This window comes from Paenibacillus sp. J22R56 (assembly GCF_056269375.1).
Genome location: NZ_JBWDNV010000006.1, coordinates 404,733 through 430,071, shown reverse-complemented (window position 1 = coordinate 430,071; position 25,339 = coordinate 404,733). Strand labels below are relative to the sequence as shown.

At 41.2% G+C, this 25,339-nt stretch carries 23 protein-coding genes, 2 pseudogenes and 1 riboswitch; of the genes and pseudogenes, 24 read left to right on the top strand and 1 reads right to left on the bottom strand.

Annotated elements, in window-relative coordinates:
- Nucleotides 1-87: 87 nt before the first annotated feature.
- Nucleotides 88-927: an SDR family NAD(P)-dependent oxidoreductase gene (locus AC0YNT_RS17090; RefSeq protein WP_475805704.1), complete on the top strand. Its 840-nt coding sequence runs from the start codon at nucleotides 88-90 to the stop codon at nucleotides 925-927.
- Nucleotides 917-2,101, top strand: a complete 1,185-nt coding sequence (locus tag AC0YNT_RS17085) for an MFS transporter (protein WP_475805703.1) — start codon at nucleotides 917-919, stop codon at nucleotides 2,099-2,101. The genes AC0YNT_RS17090 and AC0YNT_RS17085 overlap by 11 nt, the downstream gene beginning before the upstream one ends.
- 302 nt (nucleotides 2,102-2,403) lie before the next feature.
- Here AC0YNT_RS17085 and AC0YNT_RS17080 read toward each other — a convergent pair whose 3' ends face one another.
- The gene (locus AC0YNT_RS17080) at nucleotides 2,404-3,513 is read right to left on the bottom strand and encodes an N-acetylmuramoyl-L-alanine amidase (RefSeq protein ID WP_475805702.1); all 1,110 of its coding nucleotides are present in this window, start codon (nucleotides 3,511-3,513) and stop codon (nucleotides 2,404-2,406) included.
- A 309-nt stretch (nucleotides 3,514-3,822) separates the two neighbouring features.
- Between AC0YNT_RS17080 and AC0YNT_RS17075 the strand changes: the two genes are divergently transcribed.
- The 22 genes and pseudogenes from AC0YNT_RS17075 to AC0YNT_RS16970 all read left to right on the top strand — a co-directional run bounded on the left by AC0YNT_RS17075 (nucleotide 3,823) and on the right by AC0YNT_RS16970 (nucleotide 25,313).
- A complete protein-coding gene (locus AC0YNT_RS17075) occupies nucleotides 3,823-4,911 on the top strand; it encodes a LysM peptidoglycan-binding domain-containing protein (protein ID WP_475805701.1) in 1,089 nt (362 codons plus the stop codon).
- A 1,098-nt stretch (nucleotides 4,912-6,009) separates the two neighbouring features.
- Nucleotides 6,010-6,456: a hypothetical protein gene (locus tag AC0YNT_RS17070; RefSeq protein ID WP_475805700.1), complete on the top strand. Its 447-nt coding sequence runs from the start codon at nucleotides 6,010-6,012 to the stop codon at nucleotides 6,454-6,456.
- Between the two features lie 135 nt (nucleotides 6,457-6,591).
- Nucleotides 6,592-6,666, top strand: a pseudogene (locus AC0YNT_RS17065) (DinB family protein); the annotation flags it as partial.
- Between the two features lie 221 nt (nucleotides 6,667-6,887).
- A riboswitch (ZMP/ZTP riboswitch) is annotated at nucleotides 6,888-6,968 on the top strand.
- A 139-nt stretch (nucleotides 6,969-7,107) separates the two neighbouring features.
- On the top strand, nucleotides 7,108-7,434 hold the full coding sequence (locus AC0YNT_RS17060) for an NIPSNAP family protein (RefSeq protein WP_091182007.1): 327 nt from the start codon (nucleotides 7,108-7,110) through the stop codon (nucleotides 7,432-7,434).
- A 51-nt stretch (nucleotides 7,435-7,485) separates the two neighbouring features.
- A complete protein-coding gene (locus tag AC0YNT_RS17055; RefSeq protein ID WP_475805699.1) occupies nucleotides 7,486-7,800 on the top strand; it encodes a hypothetical protein in 315 nt (104 codons plus the stop codon).
- Between the two features lie 431 nt (nucleotides 7,801-8,231).
- Complete coding sequence (locus tag AC0YNT_RS17050; RefSeq protein ID WP_475805698.1) at nucleotides 8,232-11,729, top strand: hypothetical protein; 3,498 nt, start codon at nucleotides 8,232-8,234, stop codon at nucleotides 11,727-11,729.
- A gap of 358 nt (nucleotides 11,730-12,087) precedes the next feature.
- Nucleotides 12,088-12,264, top strand: a pseudogene (locus AC0YNT_RS17045) (IS110 family transposase); the annotation flags it as partial.
- Entirely contained in the window at nucleotides 12,224-12,427 is a 204-nt protein-coding gene (locus AC0YNT_RS17040; RefSeq protein ID WP_475805731.1) for a hypothetical protein, read from the top strand. The pseudogene AC0YNT_RS17045 and the gene AC0YNT_RS17040, both read left to right, overlap by 41 nt.
- A 311-nt stretch (nucleotides 12,428-12,738) precedes the next feature.
- Complete coding sequence (locus AC0YNT_RS17035) at nucleotides 12,739-13,641, top strand: DNA-primase RepB domain-containing protein (protein WP_475805697.1); 903 nt, start codon at nucleotides 12,739-12,741, stop codon at nucleotides 13,639-13,641.
- Between the two features lie 987 nt (nucleotides 13,642-14,628).
- Nucleotides 14,629-15,693 (top strand): stalk domain-containing protein, encoded by a 1,065-nt coding sequence (locus AC0YNT_RS17030; protein ID WP_475805696.1) that lies wholly within the window; start codon nucleotides 14,629-14,631, stop codon nucleotides 15,691-15,693.
- Between the two features lie 1,629 nt (nucleotides 15,694-17,322).
- Nucleotides 17,323-18,171 carry a phosphotransferase enzyme family protein gene (locus AC0YNT_RS17025; RefSeq protein ID WP_475805730.1) on the top strand — a complete coding sequence of 283 codons (849 nt, stop codon included), beginning with the start codon at nucleotides 17,323-17,325 and terminating at the stop codon, nucleotides 18,169-18,171.
- A 112-nt stretch (nucleotides 18,172-18,283) separates the two neighbouring features.
- Complete coding sequence (locus AC0YNT_RS17020; protein ID WP_475805695.1) at nucleotides 18,284-18,727, top strand: GNAT family N-acetyltransferase; 444 nt, start codon at nucleotides 18,284-18,286, stop codon at nucleotides 18,725-18,727.
- 153 nt (nucleotides 18,728-18,880) lie between these two features.
- Nucleotides 18,881-19,522 carry an HAD family hydrolase gene (locus tag AC0YNT_RS17015; protein ID WP_475805694.1) on the top strand — a complete coding sequence of 214 codons (642 nt, stop codon included), beginning with the start codon at nucleotides 18,881-18,883 and terminating at the stop codon, nucleotides 19,520-19,522.
- 30 nt (nucleotides 19,523-19,552) lie between these two features.
- A complete protein-coding gene (locus AC0YNT_RS17010) occupies nucleotides 19,553-19,855 on the top strand; it encodes a Dabb family protein (protein WP_475805693.1) in 303 nt (100 codons plus the stop codon).
- Nucleotides 19,856-19,941: 86 nt separating this feature from the next.
- Complete coding sequence (locus AC0YNT_RS17005) at nucleotides 19,942-20,331, top strand: GyrI-like domain-containing protein (protein WP_475805692.1); 390 nt, start codon at nucleotides 19,942-19,944, stop codon at nucleotides 20,329-20,331.
- A gap of 515 nt (nucleotides 20,332-20,846) precedes the next feature.
- Nucleotides 20,847-21,986, top strand: coding sequence for a copper amine oxidase N-terminal domain-containing protein (locus AC0YNT_RS17000; protein ID WP_475805691.1), 1,140 nt, complete (start codon nucleotides 20,847-20,849; stop codon nucleotides 21,984-21,986).
- A gap of 35 nt (nucleotides 21,987-22,021) precedes the next feature.
- The gene (locus AC0YNT_RS16995; RefSeq protein WP_475805690.1) at nucleotides 22,022-22,198 is read left to right on the top strand and encodes a hypothetical protein; all 177 of its coding nucleotides are present in this window, start codon (nucleotides 22,022-22,024) and stop codon (nucleotides 22,196-22,198) included.
- A 121-nt stretch (nucleotides 22,199-22,319) separates the two neighbouring features.
- Nucleotides 22,320-22,643: a hypothetical protein gene (locus AC0YNT_RS16990; RefSeq protein ID WP_475805689.1), complete on the top strand. Its 324-nt coding sequence runs from the start codon at nucleotides 22,320-22,322 to the stop codon at nucleotides 22,641-22,643.
- Between the two features lie 406 nt (nucleotides 22,644-23,049).
- Nucleotides 23,050-23,526: a hypothetical protein gene (locus AC0YNT_RS16985; protein WP_475805688.1), complete on the top strand. Its 477-nt coding sequence runs from the start codon at nucleotides 23,050-23,052 to the stop codon at nucleotides 23,524-23,526.
- Nucleotides 23,527-23,701: 175 nt separating this feature from the next.
- Nucleotides 23,702-24,271 (top strand): dihydrofolate reductase family protein, encoded by a 570-nt coding sequence (locus tag AC0YNT_RS16980; RefSeq protein ID WP_475805687.1) that lies wholly within the window; start codon nucleotides 23,702-23,704, stop codon nucleotides 24,269-24,271.
- Nucleotides 24,272-24,475: 204 nt separating this feature from the next.
- The gene (locus AC0YNT_RS16975; RefSeq protein WP_475805686.1) at nucleotides 24,476-24,886 is read left to right on the top strand and encodes a DUF4362 domain-containing protein; all 411 of its coding nucleotides are present in this window, start codon (nucleotides 24,476-24,478) and stop codon (nucleotides 24,884-24,886) included.
- A gap of 97 nt (nucleotides 24,887-24,983) precedes the next feature.
- Nucleotides 24,984-25,313: a hypothetical protein gene (locus AC0YNT_RS16970; RefSeq protein WP_475805685.1), complete on the top strand. Its 330-nt coding sequence runs from the start codon at nucleotides 24,984-24,986 to the stop codon at nucleotides 25,311-25,313.
- Nucleotides 25,314-25,339: the final 26 nt, after the last annotated feature.

Here is a 25,339-nt window from a genome sequence, read left to right as displayed (position 1 = left end):
TTGTTATGTGGAAATAACACGTCTAAAATAAATACAAACAGCTTTTTCGATCCACTTTATTATAAAGAAATCGGAGGGGATTCAAACATGAATAGAGAAAAGGTTTGGTTTATCACGGGAGCTGGCCGAGGCATGGGTAAAATAATCGCGATAGCTGCCTTGAATGCAGGACATAAGATTGTGGCTACAGGACGTCATACAGACGCGGTGGCTAAAGCGATTGGTGATTCCGAGAATGCCTTAATCGTTCAATTGGATGTTACCCGTCCTGATGATGCTCAGTCGGCAGTTAAGGCGGCAATCGATCGCTTCGGCGCTATCGATGTGCTTGTTAATAATGCCTCGCAATTTTATGGAGGTTTCTTTGAAGAACTGACCCCCGTCCAAATTAGTGAGCAATTACAAGTGTCATTGATAGGGCCTATGAACGTTACCCGTGCGGTGTTGCCTGTCATGCGCAAGCAGCGTACCGGTCATATTGTCTCGATTTCTTCCGGTGCAGGCATTTCCGGTTTTGAGTTTAACTCAGCCTACAGTGCTTCGAAATTCGCGCTTGAGGGCTGGATGGAGTCCCTCTCACCTGAGATAGCGCCTTTCGGCGTTCATACGACGATAGTCAATCCGGGCTTTTTCCGTACGGAATTTCTGACAGAGTCCTCTTCGACCTACGCCAAAAATTTGCTTGAAGATTACGAGGATCGCAGAGAGGGGTTCTTGTCATTTTTCAAAGAACAAAACGGGCAACAACCTGGTGATCCAACCATGCTCGCGAATGCGATTCTCAAGATTGTAAGTGAGGATGATCCACCGAAACGCTTTATCGCAGGCGCTGACGCGATAGGTATTGCTGAGCAGAAGATTGTCGATCTTCAAGCCCAAGTCAATGCCTACCGAGAGCTTTCGTCAGCTATGGCGTATGAGGATTAATCGCAACCATTTAGTTGTCTATGTATTAACGTTTGGGGTTTTCAGTATCTTAAATACCGAAATGGGCGTTATCGGAATTTTGCCTCTAATCTCGGACCACTTTCAGGTCAGCATCTCCGCTGCAGGGCTGATCGTGAGCCTATTTGCACTTGCGGTTGCCATCTCTGGCCCCATTTTGCCCCCATTGTTTTCGGGGATAAATCGTAAAAAAATGATGCTACTTGTACTTGGCATTTTTATTGTGGGCAATATCGTTTCTGCTATTACATCAGACTTTGCCGTGTTGTTGATTGCACGTGTCGTACCCGCTTTTTTTCACCCGATTTATTGTTCCATGGCCTTTACGGTCGCAGCTGCTTCCGTTAACAGAGATGATGCATCAAAGGCAGTAGCGAAAGTCTTCATTGGCGTTTCGGCGGGCATGGTACTTGGGGTGCCGGTTGCCAGCATGATCGCGAGTGCAGCATCTCTGGCTTACGTGATGTTGTTCTTTGCGGTTGTAAATACATTCGCCTTCATCGTAACGCTTTTATTCGTTCCGTCTATGCCTGTTGCGAATAAGCCTTCTTACGGCGTTCAATTGCGAGTCTTAAGAAGATCTGCTGTTTGGTTGTCCATTATCGCGGTTATCTTCATGAACGGAGCAGTGTTCGGAGTATACAGTTATCTTGCGGAATACTTGGAAATCGTGACTCATTTGACTTGGAACACTATTAGTTTGATGTTATTCCTTTACGGTGCGGCCAATATGGTTGGAAACATGATCGCAGGGAGGCTGCTTACTCATCATGCATTAAGTACAATAAAGCGATATCCGTTTGTATTAGGCGGCGTCTACATCCTCATGTTAATCCTCGGCCAGTTCAGCGTACCAATGGTCTGCATGATTCTGATCTGGGGAGTATTGGGAGGGATAGGAGGCAATATTACTCAATATTGGATTGTCGCTTCCGCGCCGGATAGGCCTGAATTCGCAAACGGAATCTTCCTGACATCTGCTAACTTGGGAACAACGATAGGAGCAAGCGTATGCGGGCTTTTCATAACGGGAATGGGTGCGCCATACGTCTTACTTGGGGGGATCTTGTTTGTTGTATTAAGCATAGCGGCCATTTTTCCAAAAATTTTAATAGAGGGTCGAACGGAGGTTGCTCATGATAACGGGGGAACATAGTTGAGTAGTCAAAACGTAACAAAGCTGCCGATCATATGACGGCAGCTTTGTTACGTTTTGGGCAGTTTACTGTAAATTTTAACCGATTCCGATATCGTATCGTGATGCTTCCCTGCCTTTAATTGGTTTCAATCCGATTTTCAAAGTAATGCTATTAACAAGATGGCAGGAATGACAAGGCTCATAAAAAAAACCCCTTAGCCATCAAGGGGGAATAACGAAGTGGTATGGTTTCTGTAAATACATAAGCAGAAAATAAACCAGCGCTGCAGGAACGAAGCGGTAGAGTACGAACAACTCAGTTACCTGCTGAAGTAATCCTCCAGTCCATTCGCAATTGCTTTGGCTGCTTTTCTCTGGTAGTCGGAGCCGAGGACGATGGATTCATCTTTTGCGTTGGACAAGAAACCGAGCTCGATGAGTGCGGATACCGTATTATTTTCCCGCAAAACGTGAAGATTGCCGTATGAAATCCCGTTGCTCTTCAAGCCGATGCCGTCCGCAAGCCTGTTTTCTATCGCACGGGCCAATGGCCGATCTTTCGTATCCGAATAATAGAAGGTAAGTATGCCGGACGTATTTTTCTCCGAAGAATTATAATGGATGCTGATGAATGCGTCTGCACCGGCGGATTCGCTTATTGTGACCCTATCGGCAAGCTTGGGCTTTTCCTCATTCTTCGTTCTTGTCATGAGGACGCGCGCTCCGCGGCTGCGAAGCTCATCCTCTAGGTAGAAGGAAGTGCTCAAATTAAGCTTTTTCTCAATCGTTTCATATGTAGTTCCTATCATTCCGGGATCGTCTCCACCGTGACCGGGGTCGATTACGATTACTCTCCCCTTAAGGAACTTCGATTTTCCCGACGAAACCGCCGCCGTTTGTGTTTCGCCCTTCGCGATATAACGATCCGATACCCAGCCGAGTAGCTTATCCTGGGTTTGGACCCGAACCCATCCTGCCTGGTTGTCTATTATCGTAACAGCCTCACCCTTTGTTAGATATCCCAGAATTTCATGGTCTAATCCGGCGCCTGCCCTGACCCGAAGCCTATCGGCCAGCACAGTCCCCCGGGCGGCTGCAGAGCTCTTCTGCACGCTGTCATCTTGAACTGTCACCGATGCTGTAACGACATTGCCATCGACTTTCTTCATATAATGTCCTGCCGCCCAACCGGAGACGCGTTCCGACTTGATGCGCAGCCAGCCATACTCTTCAGCTGAAACGGTGACAATCTCGCCATTCTTCAAACCACCTACGATCAACGATTCACGCGACGGCTCGCTGCGGACATTCAATGAGTCGGTATATACCTTGGCCGTATAACTACCGCTTGCTTCCGCCCGGTTTGGTATATAACCGGAAATACTAATTAACCCACAGATCAAAATTGTCAGGTATACAATCTTTTTCATATAAGTCTCCTTTAATATTCTTAGGATGCGTAGGTCTACTATTATACCTGAAATTACTAGATTCGTTGCGCCACCAAAGAACTAGATTTTCTAAAGAGGATTATTGATCAATTGATATACATAAAGCAGGCTATTTGCACCACGCTATGCGTAAAACGGTAATCATAGTGAACATAGTCATTAGGATATAAAATATTCAATTCTAGCAGTGCTCGTTGAGAAAGAATTGGCTGTTTAGGCCCATTCCACAGAGTTCAATAAGTCCGATAGAATAGGTTTAAATTGAGGAACAAAGGAGAAGATTACGTTTTGAATAAGAGAACCACACGCAGCAGCAAACATTCCAAAGGCAGCTTGGCATCCTTAAAACTAACAAATCTCATCATCTATATGGCGATAGTCATCATTCTTGTTGGCATTTTCGGAGTATTGTATGGCAAATATACGAATAAAGTTGATTCTACGCTTCCGCTAGCTGCCGGGGATGCTGAGCAAGCCAATGGGCAGAACAGAATTGGCGAGCCATCTGAATCGGATTCCCTTAATAATGGGAATGGCGGAAACGAGCCATTGACAGATGATCCCATCCCCGCCGGAACCGTTGAAAGTGAAGAGGAACAAGAGCCTGCAGAGGATTACGATGATGTGACAGAAGAACCTGCTCCTCCTGCATCCAATACACAGGTCAGAGAAAGCGATAAGCCGACGGAGACGCCCAAGCCTGCACAGACAGAAAAAACTATGCAAGAAAATAAGAATTATGGCAATAAATCAATTAAAGCCCCTGCTAAAACGGTGAAGCTTCCAACCACCTATGTAGTCCAACAAGGCGATACACTAAGCTTGATATCCGAGAAGTTCTATCAATCTAAGGAGCATTATGCGCTTCTTGCAGAGCATAACCATATCTTGTTTATTAATGATATGAAAGCCGGAGATACGCTTAAGATCCCGGCTTTGTCATCAACAACCAGCTCGAAAGATGGCGGCCAGCAAGGAACCAAAGACTATTCGAAAATACATTTGCCCGTTACCTATCTGATCCAGGCAGGTGATACGCTGTCAGGGGTTTCCAGAATGTTCTACAAATCGGCAGAATATGTGGATTATATCGCGAAAGAAAACAAGCTTGATAAAAATGTAGGCTTGAAAGCAGGCACCAACCTCATCATTCCTTCCCTGATAAACTATAAGCCTGATGAAGAAAATGGGGCAGTAGAATCTTTACCCGATTACGAGACATCCGATCATACCGTAAAGAGTGGCGAGACACTCTACAGCATCTCCAAAATCTATTTCGGCTCAGACAAATATGTGATGGTCATCGCGAAGTACAATCATATTGTAAATATTGATGATGTGAAAGCCGGTACGGTGCTAAAAATTCCAAAGGCTTAGGTCATCGAAACCTGATAGACAAAGGCTCCGCCATAGCGGAGTCTCTGATGAGCAACATCCTATCAACGTTAGTTCAAGAAAAGCACTACGGCAGCTCATACATTATGAGCTGCCGCTTTCTCAATTAAAGGGCACATTTCTTGAATAAATGTTATGCATGAACGAATGCGACATCTTCGGCACTAATTATATCGATTCGAGCGGCAAGAAAGTTCTGAGCGAAATGAAGTTCGTATTTTTGATCGATGACATGGATGCACCTGAAATTCAAACGCTCAAGCGTTCTTAGATGAGTCACGTCAACGCGAATTGATCGATACATATGGAGCGGATTGGCTAGATATTGAGTTAAATGAAGTACGTGACGATCTCATCGGTTATTTGTCGATGTTGATAAGAAAGAAGGCCGTATTCTCGTTGTCGATCCGACTTTGAGGAAGAAGGCGCCTCATTTTTACGCCGCGAACTGGTACTAAAGTGGTGGATAAATAATGTCTGCAAATGTGCAGGCATTTTTCAGTATTTCAAGAAGTCAGGTACCTCAGATAAAACCACGCGCTTCGGGCATTTGGCATGATTCATTACGCTAATTGGGAGCTTTAGTTCAATTCTATATGTCAAAATAAATTTCTGTAAGGTGAAAGAAGGAGGTAGATGATAGAAGTGTTGATTTTGACGGTATATCTGGATTCCCTGTCCAGGATAGACCAGAGGTTGATTCTTTACAATACAAGAGACTCTGTTACTTGTTGGCAAACCATTCAAATGGGAAGCTTTTATCCCTTTGAAGAACCACATGTATCACAGAACTTTTATAAAGCAGAGCTTGGTTGGGAATGCAAAAACTTAGGACAAGAACTTCTATACAGAGGCGGTGGCCTATAAATATCCGAGTTATTAAGCTATTAACTATTTCTCGTCCATGGCTGCCGTCGTATTCGGACCATCCTGTCTATTAGTGTGTATTGAAATCCACTCATACAATGGAAAGTGCGTTTTTCAATTCTATTAAAAGTGCTTATCTGCTAGTAATACCGCACAAACAAATCTATCAATTTTATATATACTATATTATTCCCCAATATAGGAGATGATATAGTGAAAATTAAAACATCAGCTAAGAGAGTAGTAAAGACCAGCGCGATGAAGAAAAAATTGAACACTCAGTTACAAAAGCAAGTTCGGGTGAAAAACACCACTTCGGGTACTGTTAGAAGCACAGGTGTTCTCAAAAAAAATCCGAGTACAACATTTGCCCATACCGAAGTCATGAATCGGAGATCTTCACCGATAACCGCAACCGTTATGGTCTTTAATTGGGATACCAATTCCCCAGTAAGAATTGGTAACAACACCGTTACCATACCAGCCAATTCCCTTAGATTTTTCAATACAAATCTCGCTGATGTCAACGATCACTATGAAGTAGTTGTCATCCTTTCAGCTACTTCAAATGTTATTGTTAACCATTTCGGAGTAGCTGGGGACGTGCCGCAAGATGGTAACATCGTTCTGGATCGTGACCTTATTTCAATTACGTTATAACAAGTTATAAAAATGCGCCTATAATTAGGCGCTTTTTTATTGCACAGTATTATCTAATTGTCTTTTTAAATGCCTATAAATGTTTATATATAAGATCTAAGCTAAGATACATTTAATTCATTTTGAACGGAGGTTGGAAGCTGGACAACCGCGCAATTGGCCGAAGACTACCGGGCAGTACGGCAATCGACGATCACACTGCTGCGCGGGTTTATGACACCCTTCCCGCCCCGTTCATAGACTGATATGAAGAGAGGATAAGACGGGTTGAAAAAACAGCAGCGATTGGTTGCTGACTGGAGCTTTGTCTAAAATGAATAGCAAATAATAATCTCAAACAAGAAAAGTCATTCAGCCTTTGTTGAAGTAAAGGGATAACGAAATTAACATCTTTACTTCAGTGAATATTCTAACTATAATTACAGTAAACATTTGGTATGTGTGACTGGCGTAAACGTGGAGACACACGAGGGAGCACATATTGTCATATGCCGTACGCCTGGGCAGAGGTAAGGGAGAGGTATCCCTTACCTCTGTGTGTTTTAGGAGGTAAGCATGATATTCCAGAGAGAATGCGCTCGATCTGATTTTTAAAAAGTCGAAATAGATGGTGCTGGATTACCAATCAGATTCATTCAGGGAGGAAATAACATGCTATACGAGTTGCGAATCTATACGATTTACGAAGGTCGAATGGATGCCATTCAAGACAGATTTAAGGAGCATACGTTTAGAATTTTCACTAGACTGGGAATGAAGGTCGTGAATTTCTGGATAGATGCAACAGGCCAAAATAAACTATATTATGTGATGGAATTTAAGGATATGGCGCAGCGTCAAAGGCTATGGGAGCAGTTTAAGAAAGACATCGAATGGATTCAAGTAAAACGCAACTCGGAAGAAAACGGAGGGCTTATAGTCGAAAAAATTGATGAATATTTTATGAATCAAGCTGAATTTTTCAGATTGGGAAATTGAACCGAGGGACGGAGAACGTTAGTTCAGACATCACAATGCAGGAGGTTTCGGATGAAGAAGGAATGGATAGATGCAGCAAAGCTATTGGCTAATAACCCCAACCTATCAACCAAATGTCCGGATTGTGGAAGTTACGTACTTGAAGTTGTTGACGTTGATTCCCCTTTAAATGCAGTAGACTTTGAAAGATATATGACTTGTCCTCATTGTAAAGCTCAAGCTGCTTTGAAAATGAGAGAGCTTATGGAGAACGAACTCGGTCCTCCGCGCTTTATTCGTGTTGAACAATACCGACTAGAATTCTTGCCAGCTTTCCTATGGAGGGAGAAAAGTTCACGCTTGATTATATGTGAGATAAACCCTTAAAACCGAGGGACGAGGAACGATACTTCAATAAAACAGCAGCAGTCTAGGACTTTATTTTCTCGTCCATGGCTGCTGCTGTTTCGTTTTTTTTTGGGTCAGTCTAATACTTTATTTTCACTGAACATCGATGCCATCCTGTGATTTGGTTGACCGGGTCGTAGACACACTTAAAAGCTAATACCTTTGAACTAGAAAAATGACAGCCGATCACAAGATCAGCTGTCATTTTTTTTGAAGGGTGAATCATTATCGGATGACAATTATCTCGGCAAGACCGCGTAAATCGCGGTTTTTTTATGTTAATGGGATAATTTTTCTGTTAAATCACGAAATACAACTTTGTACTCAATTATTGACTAGTTAACAATCATCAAACAAAACTGAACTATGCTAGTACTGAATCAATTAAACAGAAAGAGGAGAGAGTGAAGTTGAGAAAAAAATTGCTAATATCCACAATTATTGCTCTAACTATGATGTTTAGTCTGGCTTACGGTGCCTGGGCTGCATCTAATCCGCAGCTTAACGACAGCTCGAAACAAGTGAAACAGGATAATCACGGACAGTCCAAGAAAATAACTCCACTTGGATTTTCGTCTAACACAAGAGCGTCGGATACCTTTTCGTTTAAGACATCTTCAACGATAGACGTATTGAACATGACAAGCGGTAGTGTTCCTTCTTATATTTCTATAAGTGATGGAAAGAATAAACTGGATTTGTCTAAAGCTAAAATGAATGTACTAAAGGGCACAGATGGAATAGCCTACGCGATAACTAATTTACCAGCCGTTAACAAAGCTAAATCGTACAGGCTGGAAATTAATAATTCTAAAATTTCATTAAAAAAAGATGACTTTAAACCGGCCAATTCCTCCAACACGGATCTCCGAATGCTGAATAACGCTATTCACCTATCAAGCATCGACAACGCCAGAAGCACGATTTATATGATACCTCAATATGATGTGGAACAATTGCTTGCCGAAATTGACTCAACCGACCATTCGATTCAGCAATACTCGGTGACAGATCGTGCGGGTATCGAAAAGAGGTTATCTGATCAGATCAAAAATGAGGATAGACTAAATGTAGTTGCTGAAGATGGAACATCGAAGCAGTTTACAATCGAGCTATCCACATTAAAAGCCAACCTCCAGCAATATACAGCAGGTGAAACTCAAGATGTAATATTAGAATACTCAATCCATAGAACCACCCCGGAAAGAAAATATTTATACGGGACGTTAACCTTTCATTTGCCGGATGGAATAAGAGCTTCCTCAACGGATACGTTCGATCTAATTGGCCGTGGCTTCGTGCAATTAAATGATGCGGCTATCGCGGCCGCAAAAGACTATAACCATTCGGGAAGAAACTGGGCTAGAGATATTAATTCGAATGAAGATTTTCGAACCAAAGTGGAAATAACGGACGGTGGAAAGACGGTTTCCATAAAGAATACGGATTTTAGCGCCTACAATGGCGTTGACGTTACGCTTGTTTTGAAGAACAAGAAAATGCCAAGTCATGGCGGAACCTTCAGCGCAACCTTTAGTGGCAAGGCTTATTCAGGGACACCTCGCGAAGCGGATTTTACGGAAACAGGGAAGGCAAGTTTCAATGTTACTTCTAATGTAACAAATTTAGTTAGAAAAGCTGTTGATGTGTCCTATAGCACCCCAACAACTGTTGTACTGGAAGCTGACTCATGGAATAAACAAGCGGTGGTTTATGCAAGTTTAGACAAAGGTTTAACTTGGGTGCGAACAGGAGCAGTATTCAAATCTCAACAAGCGGTGCTTTCGAACCTATTACCGGAAACAAACTACTATTTTAAGCTGGTAACAGCCGATGGAAGCTCCAACATGGTAAGCTATTATACAGGCAATTATGACGTAACGGACTTTGGCGCGGTTGCTGACGCAAAAGTATCGGACAGCGCAGGCGGCATTATAAAATATACCGGATCAGACAATGCTGCTGCTATTAATGCAGCCATTGTTGCAGCAAGCAAAAATGGCGGCGGAACGGTTTACTTCAAAGGAGACTCCAATTTTGCCTCTAACAGCATCCATTTAAGAAGCAACGTATATTTATATTTTGACAAAAACGCTCAACTTATCGCTTTAGACCATATCGACGCAAGAGAAGCCACTTTAAATTATCCTTTTGCATTGGGGCAGGATGACGGTCATGGCTATTGGGAGGACGCTCTTTTGTGGGGGGTTCGCGTAGAGAATATCAAAATCATCGGCAATTCAGCCAAAATATACGGAAATATGAATTTATACACGGGCTATAGTGAACCTTATGTTTCTGGCAACGGAACAAAAACCATTTCGCTCAAACTATCGAAAAATATCGTGATTGGCGGAACGGATGAAGATCATGTTTTAACTATCGAGCAAGGCGGCTGGTTTTCTATACTGACAACAGGCTGTGATTACATTAGAGTTCAAAACCTATTACTGCCTGACTCTACATCCGGTCGTCAAAGAGACACCTTTAACTTTATGGAAAATAACAACGCATCCGCTTATAACATTACAACATTGAAATCCAGTAACGACGTAGCCAAATTAGGAAGCGACTTTTCACTAGGATTTATTAGGCATGTCTCCAACAACGATATCGAAAAAGTTGTTGCCGGTGACATCGCAGGCGGAAACGTGTTCCAATTAGGCTCCGAAACCGTTGGAGATATGGAAAATATAACAGCGAAAAATTTAACGTTAACAACAAATGCGAATAAAACCGGCGTTGCGATCTGGGTTAACGACGGTTCAAACGTAAGTAACGTCACTTTGTCGGATCTGCATTTAGAAAACACATCCGGCGGAATTGCGTTTGGTGTTTCACCTCGCTTTGAAGGTGCAGGGTTTGACGAAGATGGAAGTCTCCAAACCGCAAGGCTGCCTCAAGGAATAAGAAGACCCGGTTCGATTTCAAACGTAACGGTTGACGGGGCTGTTATATCCAAGAACGCAGGGGGAGACGGAGCGTTTCCCATTGTGATTCAAGGATATAAACGTTTTCCAAGCACCGGATCCGCAGGCCAGGTTGACGTTGGTTCCGTAGGAACGATTGTAGATGGAGAAACGTATCCCGTTCGAAATATAACGATTAAAAATCTTGATCTTACGGCATCCTATAATCCTGCCAAACCTGCTTCCAAGCCCGTGCTATCAAACACGACGGAAGTTATAGCAGAAGCTAAAAATGGGGGGAACTATCGAACATCGTCCTATTCAAATGCGAGCTCATTCCCTGCATATGGTATACTTATGAAATACGTCGACCATGTCACAATTCAAGACAGTTCAATCCAATATGAAGACACGTTAAGAAATGACCGATTTGCGATTGTAGTGGATAATGGAACTGACGTTCATCTAAGTAACCTAAATATTCTACAAGGTGGGTTAATCGGCAGTGCCGTACAAGTTAGAGGGAACTCAAGCTATAATTTTAGCCATATTGCTATTAAAACGTTCAATAAAAATTATAAAACGCAAACAGCAACGGTGTATCCTGACGCGAATGGCAGTACCAAGTTCGATAGTTCCGTCCAGGCAAATCTATTACAGTCCTACGTATTCCCGAGCATTGCCACTGACAGAACAGTAGATATTGCCTATACAAGCACGCATCTTAATTCCATTTCAAGCCGTGCAATTGACATTAAGGCTGGGACAACGGCTGGCAATGTGTTAGACGAGTTAATATCCCTGAATGGTGTCCAGACGATTTCCGTTGTAGATGGTAGTGGCCATGCCGTTGCTTCAACCGAAGCTATTACAACAGATCATTGTCTTGAAGTGACTTCAGCCGATGGAACCCAAACGATCATCTTGCCGTTTTCAATTGATGGTGCCATTACCTCTGGTGCGGATCTAGATCGTGTATCACTACATGAAGTCGCTTAACCGCAACTCTAGTCCTTTTATGGGGACGAGTACAACGACATAATAATTCCGATTTAGAACCTTGTTAAAATCAAGGTTCTTTTTCATTTTTCTTGTCGGTAATTTTTGGACGTATAAATCCCTATATACTGTGCCAGCGACAAAAGAAGCACTTATTAAGGGTTTTAAGTGCAATATTTTGAGTGAGTAAGGCTGAAAAAATATGTACACAGATAAGACCTCATTAAGCTAATGGGCAGCATTCCTATTATGAAGAAATACGAGATTTGAGAAATAAAAAGACTCCTTGGTATGATGTATGTGGGTCCCAGATGCTGGCCAGCGACCGGATCCAAATACAAACCAAGGAGAGTACAAAATGAATTTTACTCAAAATGAACGCATTAATCAAATCACTTCTTCTACATTAATTGTCGGTGTCGACATTGCAAAGTTCAAACATGTGGCCCGAGCGCAAGACTATCGCAGAGTCGAACTCGGGAGGACAATTACGTTTGAAAATAACCGAGAGTGCTTTGAATTGTTCGTTTGCTGGTTTCGGTATGTCGCTTGATCCCGACGTTCTTATCGATTTCAAGTGGGGAATGGCGACTTTCGGCGCTTATCGACATTACTATTACATCGGTCAGGTTCACGACTCGCGTTCGCCCATGTCAAAGTTATCTGGCATGACGGATACGAGCAAAATGCTGACTTGACTGACGGCGTATATCAAGTGGCCCGGGCGATCAAACGTTCTTCCGATGACGGTCAATCTCCAGTATCGAAAACTCGTATGATCGCATATGACAAAAAAGGAACGAAACTTTATGAATTGACGCCTGAGCAAGGAGAAATTAAGAAAACTAAGTAACATTCAAAAATAATATAATTCGTCTGACTTTTGTCATGTCGGGGAAGAAAAGCAGAAAAATGGGTACGGCATTTTACACTTATAACATCTTGTCAGAATATGATTATTTAGATAAGAACCTCCCAGGTTACGCGAGTTTACAAGGAGATGTGGTTAATGACGCAAAGCCGAGCGAAGGTTTCCAAACCTGTGCAGTTATATTCTAGTCACGCATACCGGTTTATTGAAAAGCTTGGCTGCAAGCCAAGCGATCAATTGCATTTCTTATTAATTTATGACGCTAAAAACAAAAACCGAGGCTTTAGCTTCGCTACCGAGCTTCCCGCAATAACCTTGCATAAGCCTTTTCGTACCTTAGAAAGGCTAGTTCCTCAAATCAAGCTTTTTTCAAGGAGAAACAAGCTCGTAAATGTTTCGAGGCTAAATAAAAAAGGCTATGCCGTGTTTATGGAGATTAACTGCCGGGAAACGACGAGGGTTAGCCCGTTCAAAGCCATAAGAGCACAGTTCATCGATGTCGATTTAAACAAAATTTCAGCACTTCTCAAAACGAAAGAACAGGTCCAGCAGAAGATCGACTCCATCCTCTCCAACCCTTCAGAACGGATTCAATCCATTACAATCACACAAAATAAAAAAGGCCAATATCACCTTTTAGCTCAGCGGACAAAACAGAGAGTAGCCGAGTTGAAAAAACAATATATAAACAAACATGGAGACCGCATCAAAGATACGATGATAGTCGAAACGAAAAACGGTTATCACATCTATTGGATCATGCAAGGCGGAGACATAAGCAAATTCGTTCCTATTCAAAAAGCATTAGCCCAAACCTTCGATTCCGATCCGATGATCACAAATCTATCAAGAGTTATGCGTATACCAGGGTTTTACCATATGAAAAATCCCGATAGCCCCTATATGGTCAAGGTCAAACAATGGGGCAGGGAAACACCGTTCACGCAAGAGGAGCTTATTGAATTGCTGGAATTAAAACCTTTAGTCACATCGAAACTCAGGCAAAAGCGCCGTAAGCTACAAGTTCGACATGCCTCATGAGGAATTAATAATTTATGCTCATTCTTACGTAAGCGACAATAGAGAACTATTTGTTCAGCTAACTGGGAACGATAGTGTAATAAAAGAAGAGTTCTATTCAAAGTAACCACTCCATTGTCAGGAGTGGGTTTTTTCTTTATATAGTGATGTATATTTTGTGGTCAAACCGTACTTTGTGCTTAGATACATTGCGGTGAACCGTATCACAAATAGAGCAATTTCTCTGAAGAAAATCTTGAAGAAGTCTGTATTTACAGAATGCGGACCCTTAAGAGTATGTTAAGTCAGTCTTTATGGTTAAATAGGGCTGGAGCCAAAGACGAAATAAGGAAAGGGAAGTTGTCAGGTAAAACTCAATTAAGTATGGCGTTAAGGAATGGTTTTGCGGAACGTTTAATTCTAAATTGATCCAAAGTGCTGCGGTTATATCCTGACTTATTGGCAATTTCCTGAACCAAGATTTTTCTCAATCGGCTTTTGGCTATACAACTCACAAAAAACTTCTTCATGTTTCACTCCTACTAACCTAAAGAGGAATGATGTATTCATTTTTCTACAAGGGAGATGACCGGAAAGTATGGGAATTAGTAATAAACCCTGACGGTTCCATGCTTGAAATACCTGTAAGTCAATAGTTATGTCATACGAATTTGGTTAAGTTCTAACGTGGAACGATAGTTGAATAGCTAAACTAATGGAGCTGCCGATCTTACATAGGCAGCTTTGTTTCGTTAAACGGACAGTTTAAACTCAATGGAATACATTGATCTTAGCTTGTTTTTATTAAACTATAATTCCGACGTCATTAGGTTTCTCCAGATATCCATTTCAAATACACACGTTGGACACAGGAACCTTCTATACTTCAACTTGTAAGAACAAATGGAGGTGCTAGCCGATGTTAAGAATACCACATTTCGGGTAACCTTTTCGGTCGAAAGCTCGTTTAGTAGTAAACTAATTATTATTGAAGGGGTAATGCCCTCAATGAAAGGGATGTTATATATGAAATTCAAACAACAAAAAAGACTTGGGCTAGCCCTTGCTACAGCATTGTTAGCTTCTCCGTTGGTTTTGTCACTGCCAGCAGGTCATGCAGCTGCGGCTGTTACCAAAGCGAAATTCAGCATCACAGATCAATCTTTTAGCATTGAGGGAGTTAAGAGTAACATTGGTACAATCAACAGCGACGGCTCAACTTATATTGCTTTGCGAAACTTGAATAAGGCGTTAGGACTAGGAACAAATTTCGATAAAACGACTCAAGTGGTTACCGTTACCGGCCACAGCCGGACCATGAAGCTGGATCTGAAAAACAATACCGCAACGTTAAATGGACAACTCATTAATGGCCTGCAAGTCATTACACAGGATAATACGTCGTATTTGCCACTACGCTCTTTGTTGGAACGCATGGGTTATGAAGTGACGTACACATCAGGTTCCAAACAAATCGGCATTAAAGCTATTGCCGAGAACAAGTTAACGATCCAAGCCCACTCGTTAAGTGATAACAGCGGCGGCAAAAAGCGTTCCGTTTATTACCCTGTGATTTCTGGTATGGGAAATACTGAAGTTCAGACCAAAATCAATGCGTTGTTGAAGCAAGAGGCTGAGAAGACAATAGCCTTATCGAGCCATCATAATGAGTATGACACTATCAGCAACAGCAATCTTAAGGGAACTTTCGAAGTTACGTACAACGAAAAAGGAAAACTAAGTCTTTACACTTACTACAGCATCGATTCAGGCGGAGCGCATGACCTCCATAGTCTCGTCCCTCATACGTTTGATCTAAACACAGGGAACGAATTTTCCTTAAAGGATGTGACTGAGGGTAAGACAAACTATGTAACGATCATTAACGATCAGATCAAAAAACAGATCAAAGACCGTAAGCTTGACGTGATCACACCTTTTAAAACGATTGAGGCAGATCGTGATTTTTACCTAAGCCATAACGGAGTGGTCATTTACTTCACCGAAGGTGAGTTAATGGGAGCTACACTGGGCTTTCCTAGGTTCGTTATTCCTTTCTCGGCATTTAAGTAAGGAAGCATCTAAATAGTTCACTGATATCCAGAAGTAGTTTGCCACCATGGGAACTGCTTCTTTTTTATTAATCTAATTCATTATCTAAATTTATTCGAAAAGAAAATAATACTACGCAATCTTATGGGATTATATCAGTACGATATGAGCGACTTTGAAGATGACGTCGAAGAGGATGTAAATGAGTAGAGTTTTCCTCATGATTCCTTAAACGATCGGAGAACATTAGTTAAACGAACCAGGGAGTAGTTTGCCGAAGGCAGGCTGCTCCTTTTTTTATATAAATTAAAGGTTAGCTTCAAAAAAAGGTATGAGATTTCACTCTTAATGTTGTTATCGTAAGTTGTTTATCAGTGATTTATCATTTTTCTTTTTCCAAATTTGTGAAATAATTGTACGTATTGTGAGCTTCCAAAATCACCACAGGAAGCTATTGCAATACAAAAAAGTAGACCATAAGGCGGTCGTGATATTCCACTGTATGACTATGAGGGTGAAACCATAATTGGTTTGTTTCATGTTGGAAATAATTAGCCAATAAGTATCGGTTCAAGTGTTACGGGAAACGATAGTTCAACGCATAAAGGGACATGCTTTTGTGGAGGAGGTAATAAATGAAGAATCATTTAAAAAGTAAAGTTATTGTTATTTTAATAATAATAACCTGTTGCATCCTCTTACTATTATTTTGGTGGTTATTTAATATGGTGGATACTCCAAATCCAATGGATCCGTGACCGATTGTTTATTAAACGAAATTTTATGCTAAAAAAGAAGTAATGAAATCGGATAAAGGAGTTTTAGTTATGTTTGCAATCATTACATCCAGTCAGCCTGCAGCTCGGAAGAGATGAAAAAGGGTAATCATACAACAGACATCGAAATGAAGGCAGGAAATATAGATTTGATGGATACAGTAAAGTCAAAGAACGTTACTACGTTCGATAAAGAGGACACGTCTCTGTTTGAATCTATCATGAATGAGACGCCACTGGTTCGGACTGAGCAGGTTAAAGTAAGTTGGAACCAATTCATTATTAGAAATAATAGCGCTGGTAAAGGACAGGGGGGATTACAATTTGTGGTAATATAAGGGTATCTTAAAATGAGGAGTGAAGGAACCTTTGGGATTTCTCATATTGATTTTAATAATTGGTTTCATATGTATTATCAGTTACCTCAGAGCAATTCATATTTCTCTACAACAATTAATAAAAAATAGAGATGTGGATAATGATAAGTGACCTTCGATTGGATAACGAGAAACGATAAAGTGTGGAATATAATGGACATAGTTTAATGTTGGATGTCATCTTTTCAGAGAGTAAAAGTTTTGAAAAAGGAAGAGAATTTCGTGCCAAACTATGAATGGTGGAATAATTCATTCGAAATAAAAGTCATTACAGATATAAATGAGATGATGGAATTAAATATACTGACCAAAAAGACTTTTAATACCATTGGAACTCAATTACCAAGGAGAAATTATGGATCCAAAAATAAAATTAATGTTACTGGAAGAACATGTTGTAGAAGGCGCAGTGCGATTCGGTGTCAGTCCTGAGAACCTGACTTTTATTGGAGGCTTTCAGAACTTTATTTATTCCTACAATTGTAATGAAATGAAATATATTCTCCGGTTTTACTCCTAGCACTCTTCGTACGTCGGAAGGACTTGCAGCTGAATTAGAATGGATTCGTTTTCTTTATGGGAATGGTTTAGCGGTATCAGATCCGGTACTTTCGGTTGATGGAAAGGTCTTCGAACGAATCCATGGACATAAAATGGATTTCTACGTTACCTCCTTCAAACACGCACCAGGTCGTAAAATTGGATACCCAGAATGCCTAGGTAACCACACACTTTATGAGCAATGCGGACGCATGACTGGCCGTCTCCATGAACTGGCAAAGCGTTACAAACCTATAGCCAAAAGGCACACGTGGGAGAGCAATGAATACATCTTGCAAGCCAGAAATTATATACCGTTAGAGCATCAACCCATTCTTCTTGCCCTTGATGAGCTCAAAGCATGTTTGAATAATTTACCTATTAGTGCCGATAATTTCGGTTTGATTCACGGGGATATTAATGTGGGGAATTTCACAGTCGATGATTCAGGTGGAATAACGCTCTTTGACTTCGATGAATGTCAGTACAGTTGGTATGCTGAAGACATTGCAATCCAACTCTATTACTTACTGTATGTGTTTGGGGAAGATTCGAAGTCCGAACGGAAGGCACAGTACGAACTTTTCATTAAACATTTCGAACAAGGCTATACTGAGGATGGTCGTCAAATGCCTGTCGGCTGGAAGGATCAACTGAAGCTCTTCCTTAGATTACGAGAAATTATCGTACTCGTCGGTATGCACCGAAGTTGGGATTTGAGTCAACCAGACGCTTGGACTCGAGATTTTTTGCGAGATAGTAGAATGCGGATTGCAAGAGGAGTTTCTTTAATTGACGAATATTGAAAACCCAAATTGGAGGCGGCAGCTGCTCTATTTTCATTAAGCTAAGGGCAGTATTGCTTCATTAAAATGTCGAATCCTTTGTTCTCGAATATTTTTAATAACGGGGGAGGGTATGAAAATTAAGATACGAGAAATTGTAGCAAATGATTATGCTGAAGTTATTTTTTTATGGAACGATGTACTTGGAGTTCGTAATGTTAATGATGAAAACTTTCGAGTTACTATGGAAGAAATGAATAGGGATGGGAATTACAAAACATTTGTTGCACTATTTGAAAATGATGTGGTTGGTTTTGTAACTATAGTTCAGGCATTATCCGTGGGGTCACCGGTTGGTTATCTACATATTCAAGGGCTTGCTGTTAAAAAGGAATTGCAGCATAGTGGAATAGGTACAAAACTACTAAGACACATAGAAAACTATGCAAAAGAAATGGGAATATCAAGTATTATATTATGTAGCGGGTTTAAGCGAACCGACGCCCATGCTTTTTATGTGCATAATGGCTATGACAAAGATTCATACTGCTTCGATAAGGTTATTAAACTTGACTAATGAATAACTATTTTGCATTTCAGCTCAAACGAAGAACGTTAGTAGAACAAACTAGGGAGCAGTAGTTCCAGCGGACCGGAGGACAATATGAAATGTATGGTTCATGCGTGATGGCACGTATGCTTGCCGCAACTGACAAAGGAGAACGAAACAATGAAAAAGTACATCCTTTTCGATCATGATGGTGTTCTGGTTGATACTGAATTCTGGTATTACAAAGCGGGTGAACGCGCTCTGGCTGACATTGGATTTACCTTGGATAAAAATCAATACCTCCGCGACATGACCCAGTCATTTGGCACTTGGTCCCAAGCTAGGGCGGCAGGTATTGATGAACAGACCATCAGCAAGCAGCGTGAGATCCGCAACGTCTATTATCAGGAATATCTAAGAACAGAAGCTATAGAGATTGAAGGAGTAGTTGAAACTCTAGCCGAACTCTCAAAGTACGTCAGCATGGCCATTGTAACGACTGCAAAAAGTACGGATTTTCAGCTTATTCATGAAAAACGCCAGATTAGACAATTCATGGAATTCGTCCTTGTTCGCGAAGACTACGAGCGCACCAAGCCGCACCCGGAACCATACTTGACCGGCCTAAAGCGCTTTGGAGCTACCAAAGAGGAGGCTCTGGTTGTAGAGGACTCAAACAGAGGGTTGAACTCAGCCGTGGCGGCTGGTATCGATTGTGCTATTGTCCATAACGACTTCACAAAAACACATGACTTCTCACAGGCCAGCTATCGAATCAAGACTCTGGCTGAACTAAAGGACATTATTACTTTAATACGATAACCAATTCATAATATTTGGGGGTAAAAAGCTATGTATGAACATCTCGTCGTTTTCAAGTTCAATACTAATATCACACCTGCCAAGCAACAGGAACTGCTGGGGCAATTGCTCGGGTTTCAGGATCGTATCCCCGGAATTCTCGATATAAGTGCAGGCATCAATGTAACTGAAGAAAAGGAAAATGTACACGGCTACACGCTGGGATTACGGGTTACATTCGATAGTCTTGTATCACTTCGTTCATATGGACCTCATCCTGTCCATCAGGAATTTGTAAAATCACTAGATGGGCTGCTGGAAAATGTAATAGTAGTTGATTACCCAAAGGTCTAGTTCATGTTCACAAATACATGTGTTAAAAATGATATCAAGACATATCGATTCCTGAGGTTTGGCAAACCATCAGCAAAAATGGTGAGTTGGACCGATTATCCCAGTCGGTGAGCGGGGATTGGAGAGACGAAAGCAGTTTCAGCAAGGAACTTGGAGCTGTCTTTGCATTCGATTCCTATAAATTCACAAACAATACGACGTTTCCTTATCTGATCGGGTGTTACAAAGCGCCTGATAGTAAGGTGAATGGATATACAGTTGTTGATGTTCCAGCAGCTACGTGGGCAGTATTTTCAACATTACAAGATGGGAATGGCAGCGGTAAGTATGATTTGCGGTCTTTGAAGAATCGGATATTTTCGGAATGGCTGCAAACATCAACATTTACGATTTTAGATGGCGGCAACTTCGAGATGTATGGTACAAGCATAGATGGCTACGAATATTGTGAACTATGGTATCGGGTAGAGGGATAGAATGGGAAAACGCGGCTGCCGACTTGACTGGTCACCGCGTTTTCTTTATTCGAAGATGTCACAAGGACCATCTAGGCATGGCTCATTAAACTTACGGGAAACGCTAGTCAGCAGGAAAATGGCAGCAAATCAGAGGAGATCAGCAGCCATAGTTATATGGAAGGAATGTTCAATTAATTGGGGAATAATTCGATATATGGACGTATAGTCCGTCAACAATTTCACCACCAAACAGAAAACTTGAGATAGGTGGGACTTGGTTGGACCCCAAGGTTTGGAGAACCAGGGTAAATAGAGACCCGTGATCATTACAAAGACGCATTTCCAGGATTGGCTTAACAGCTAGCAAAACTAAGATTAGATCCTCAAGCGTCATCCAAAAGTGCTTAACCTTGCAGCTGTTAGGGTTAGGCACTTTTTTTGTTCCAAAAGTTGACGAATTGTAAAGGCTGTAACCTTTAAAATCATTCTTGCGTCTAGAAAGTACATCTGAGCAGAAAGGAAGAATATAAATCATGCGTAAAAAAAATCTCATGCTGTCCAGCCTACTTGTTGCAACCGCGATTTCAGCAGGCAACGCTTCAATAGCACACGGAGCAGAAAGTCAATCTTCAACTGCCGCTCGTGCGGTAACTTTCAAAATTAACGATGTTTATTATAGCAATAACACAGGCAAGCATAGCTTGCTGTCAGCCCCTTATGTCAGTAACGGAAACATGATGGTTCCCGTTAGAGCCGCTGCTGAATCTCTTGGAGCATCGATAAGCTGGAGCGATAAAAACGGAGTGATCACGTTATCCAGAAAAAGCTTCGGAACGATTACATTCACCTTGAATTCCTCTTATGCGGTGAATGCCAGGGGAGAAAAAATCAAGCTGCCCGAGCAGGTTCGCCAAGCAAAGGGAACGGTATTTGTTCCGGCCCGGTCGTTGGCAGCTCTTATGGGGGCCTGGCTGCAATGGGAGCCTGCGGCTCATACGGTTACTCTAACCAATCAGGCGAGTACTCCGGTAAATCTAGACTTCAATTATCAGTTCACGAAGGATACGGAAGGATGGAAGGGCGGCTTTGCCGACCTGCCTACGAATTATAATAAAGACATTTACGAGCTGGACTCTTCCCGTCAATTAATTCCGGTTCAGAACAATACCTCCAATTACGGTTTGAAACTTGCGGGGCATAACCGAAGCGATGACTTGTTTATGTACCTTTCCAAGGGGATTGCAGGGTTCAAACCCAACACCTCCTACAACGTTAATTTGAAGTTTGCGATGTACACCGAAGCGGGAGGGGGATCGATAGGTATTGGCGGCTCGCCAGCCGAATCGATATTCCTGAAGGCCGGTATTTTGTCGAGCGAACCGTTGTCCGTTCCAACCTCCTCTTCGGGAGAAGAGTATTACAGAATGAACGTGGACATCGGCAGCCAAGGATCCGGCGGCAAGGATGTTAAAGTGATCGGCAATGCGGCTAAACCGGATGTGGACAAGGAAGGGTATCAGCGCGTTGACTTTGACTACAGCGCTAAGGTAACGGCAAATGCCAAAGGCCAAATCTATATTCTTATTGGCGCGGACTCAGGCTTTGAAGGGCTGACTACGCTTTACTTTGACGATATCAAGGTAAGCGCAAAGGCTTCTGATTCGGTGAAATAATAGTTTAAAAAGGCCGCAGTCATGCGGCTTTTTTGTTGCGTATAAGTTCGCGGTTGCAGGACCGAGGCAAACAGCTGCAGGCAACAGCTAGATTACAAATGAAGCTGATGATGCGTATTCCCATCATGTTGAAGCCAACCGACATCCGGTATGTGGAGCTGCTCACTCGGAATAAGTGGCTCATACCCTCGGTTATTGATGCGATAATCTAAAGTTAATGGCCATATGAATGCAACAATTTCGCTGTTTGTACGTATAGGATATAACTGGAAAAACAAAGATCGGTAAGAATTGAAATAAAGGATCAACAATTTGCAATGGGAGCGAATTGAAGTGACAATAAAAAGATCGTTTGGTTCTGGCTCATTTGCAATAGTTATCTTATTTATGGGGTTCTTATTTAATTTTAAATTTCAAAACGACTTTATGTTAAGTCATTATCTTTTTAAGTTGTTCAACTGGGATATATATACGAATAAAAGCCAGGGATATCACATTCCATTTATGGCCGCTAGTGTATTTTGGTTGCCGGCGGTGATAATTTCAAAGAAACATCCAGATGATTTTGGAACAGCTTTGTGTCATAAGGTTGGAGGAGTTATGTTGATTCTTAGTATTATCGTGTTTATGGTTTACTTGTTAGGAACTCTTGTATAGATACAAAAGGTGCTTAATATTCACTATTTCGTTAAGCTTTAACGGGAGAACGATAGTTCAGAACAACACAATGGCGGCTGATCACAGGATCAGCCGCCATTGTAATTAAATACTGCAACTCAGATCAAAATAATGCGTCTAAAATATTAACTAATGATTGGAGGTATTATCTTGTTGAAAATGATGAGAAAGAAGCAAGTATGGATTGCATTATTTTTAATTCTTATTCTTCTATTTATGATAATGAAACCCTCGAAGAATGATTACATAACTCATTGGAAAGAAAACCACAAAGGTATGGAAGTCTATACGGTTCACACTAAGAATTATCTTATATACTCAACTTATCAAATGGGAGGGTATGACGATATAATGCCAATAACGATAGGGATTTGGGGGAAATTAATTGATACGAATATGTATTGAGAATAGAGTTGGAATCATCATTAATCTACTCGTACTATTTAGTTTAGGTTGTAGTGTTACACATTCAGTAAACACATCATCAACGGTTTCTTTATCTAATGAGTTAAAAAAAGAAATACCAGCAATTAAAAACATCAAATACACATTCACTAGACCTGTTTTAACAATAAACATTTTGATGAAAAAAGATACTCCTAACGAAGAAGTGGTAAACTCCATATTGACTAAAGTTAAGCAATTCTCAACTATTGAAAACATAAATGGAATTGCAAAATCCGTAAAATGGAAAAGTGAGATTTACGATATAAATCTTATCATTTATAGTCAATCAGAAAAAAAACCTCCCATAAAATATTCTGCAAGTTATTTCAAAACATTTGATGCTTCTAATACTTCGGAAGAAAATATTGATGGTTACAAAACTTGGTCCAAGTATGAGGATCCACAAACCTCATAAGGAAGCTGCGTATTATGGACCTTCTTAAAATATCGCTCTGAAAGTAAGAAAATTCAGATTTTCACTTGATCCTTACGTAACGTAATGATTTATAGTGAACGTAAGAGTGGGACGAAACACGAGCCTGCTGCCAAAATAAAGAGCAACTACATTCGAAATTGGAGGAGAAGCAAACATGAGAAAACTCGTATTGTTCATGCATGTGTCGCTGGACGGGTATGCGTCGGATTTGAACGGAGGACTAGATTGGATTCCGTACGACGAGGAACTAGAGAAATACGCCGAGGAGGTCGTAGCCGAAGTCGGCTCTCCTGTATACGGACGCACGACGTATCGGATGATGGAGAGCTACTGGCCCACGATGCTGGATAATCCGAATGCGACGAAACACGATATGGAGCATGCGAAATGGGTGCAGGATGTTAAAAAGATTGTCATTTCCGGTTCGATGGACATTGTGGAATGGAACAATACGATGCTGATCAAGGACAACATCGCTGAGGAAATCAAGGCGCTCAAGGAGCAGCCTGGAAAAAATCTCGTTATTTTCGGCAGTCCGGGGGCGGCGAAGACGTTGCTTGAACTCGGCCTAATCGACGAATTCCTGCTGACGATTTGTCCGGTCATCTTAGGCGGCGGGAAATCGGTATTCCACAGCGACGGTGAGAAAATCAAGCTCAAGCTGCTGTCCAGTCGAACGCTCAAGTCAGGTATTATCGCGACTCGCTATGAGTTGGAAAAATAGCCGTTCCATACAAGGTGTTCCACTTACGGTGAACGATAGTAGAATAACTAAACATAACAAAGCTGCCGATCATGGATCGACAGCTTTGTTATGTTATTAGGAGGTTAGTGTAATAGAGTTAGAATGGCAGCAAGGTAAAGCTGAATTTGATGACGAATAAATATAACGAGGTGCAGCCAAAAACATTAATAGCAGGAGACAATTATGAAATATAATAATCTCTTTATTCTTGCCACACTTTTTATGTTATTAATGGGATGTTCTACGACACCTGATCGAGCTGTGAAAAATGGAAATGTAGTGTCCGACTTAGGTGTCGTAGGGAATATAGAAAAATTAGACTATTTTATTTCAGAAGTATCAAACAAAAAAGACTCCAGAGTAAAGATTACACGGTTCACTAAAGAGGGGGATCCAGTATTCATTCGAATGAGTTATGCTCATAGAAGAATAAAGATAGAAGAAGATCACTCAAAAGATAAGAATGGTGATAAAGAAAAAAGGAACTATTTTTGTGAGAGTATCACTAAAAAAGAGCAAGCAGATGAAGTTCATTATCTCATTATGGATTGTAACCCCTTGAGATCAAGTGAATTAATTGTTGTTCCGAAATAAAACAAACCGAAAAATTAGTAAGTATATGGGTGTGAATATGAGATACCTGCAAGTTTCGTTCCTTATTTTATTGCTTTTGGGGTGTGAGGATAAACAAATGTCAGTTGAAGACACAATTTATCAATATTATGAGACCATGTTACAAGGTCAGATGGAGAAGTCTCAAGAACTTCTTGATTGGAACGTAAAGGAAGCTAATATTATTGATTACTATGCAAATATCGGCAAGCTACATAGGGAGTATAACCTTGTCTCACTTGAAAACCTTGAAATGACTAACCTTAGTAAAATCGGTACTGTAGGTAATGCGGATGTGAAATTAACCTATATTGATAACGATGGCAACGAAAGAACAGAAATCAATAAAGTTAAATTCCGATTGGATTCTAGGAATACTTGGAAAATAACGTCAATCAGAATTGAATAGTTCTAGTTTAAGTGATCAGCGCCTTT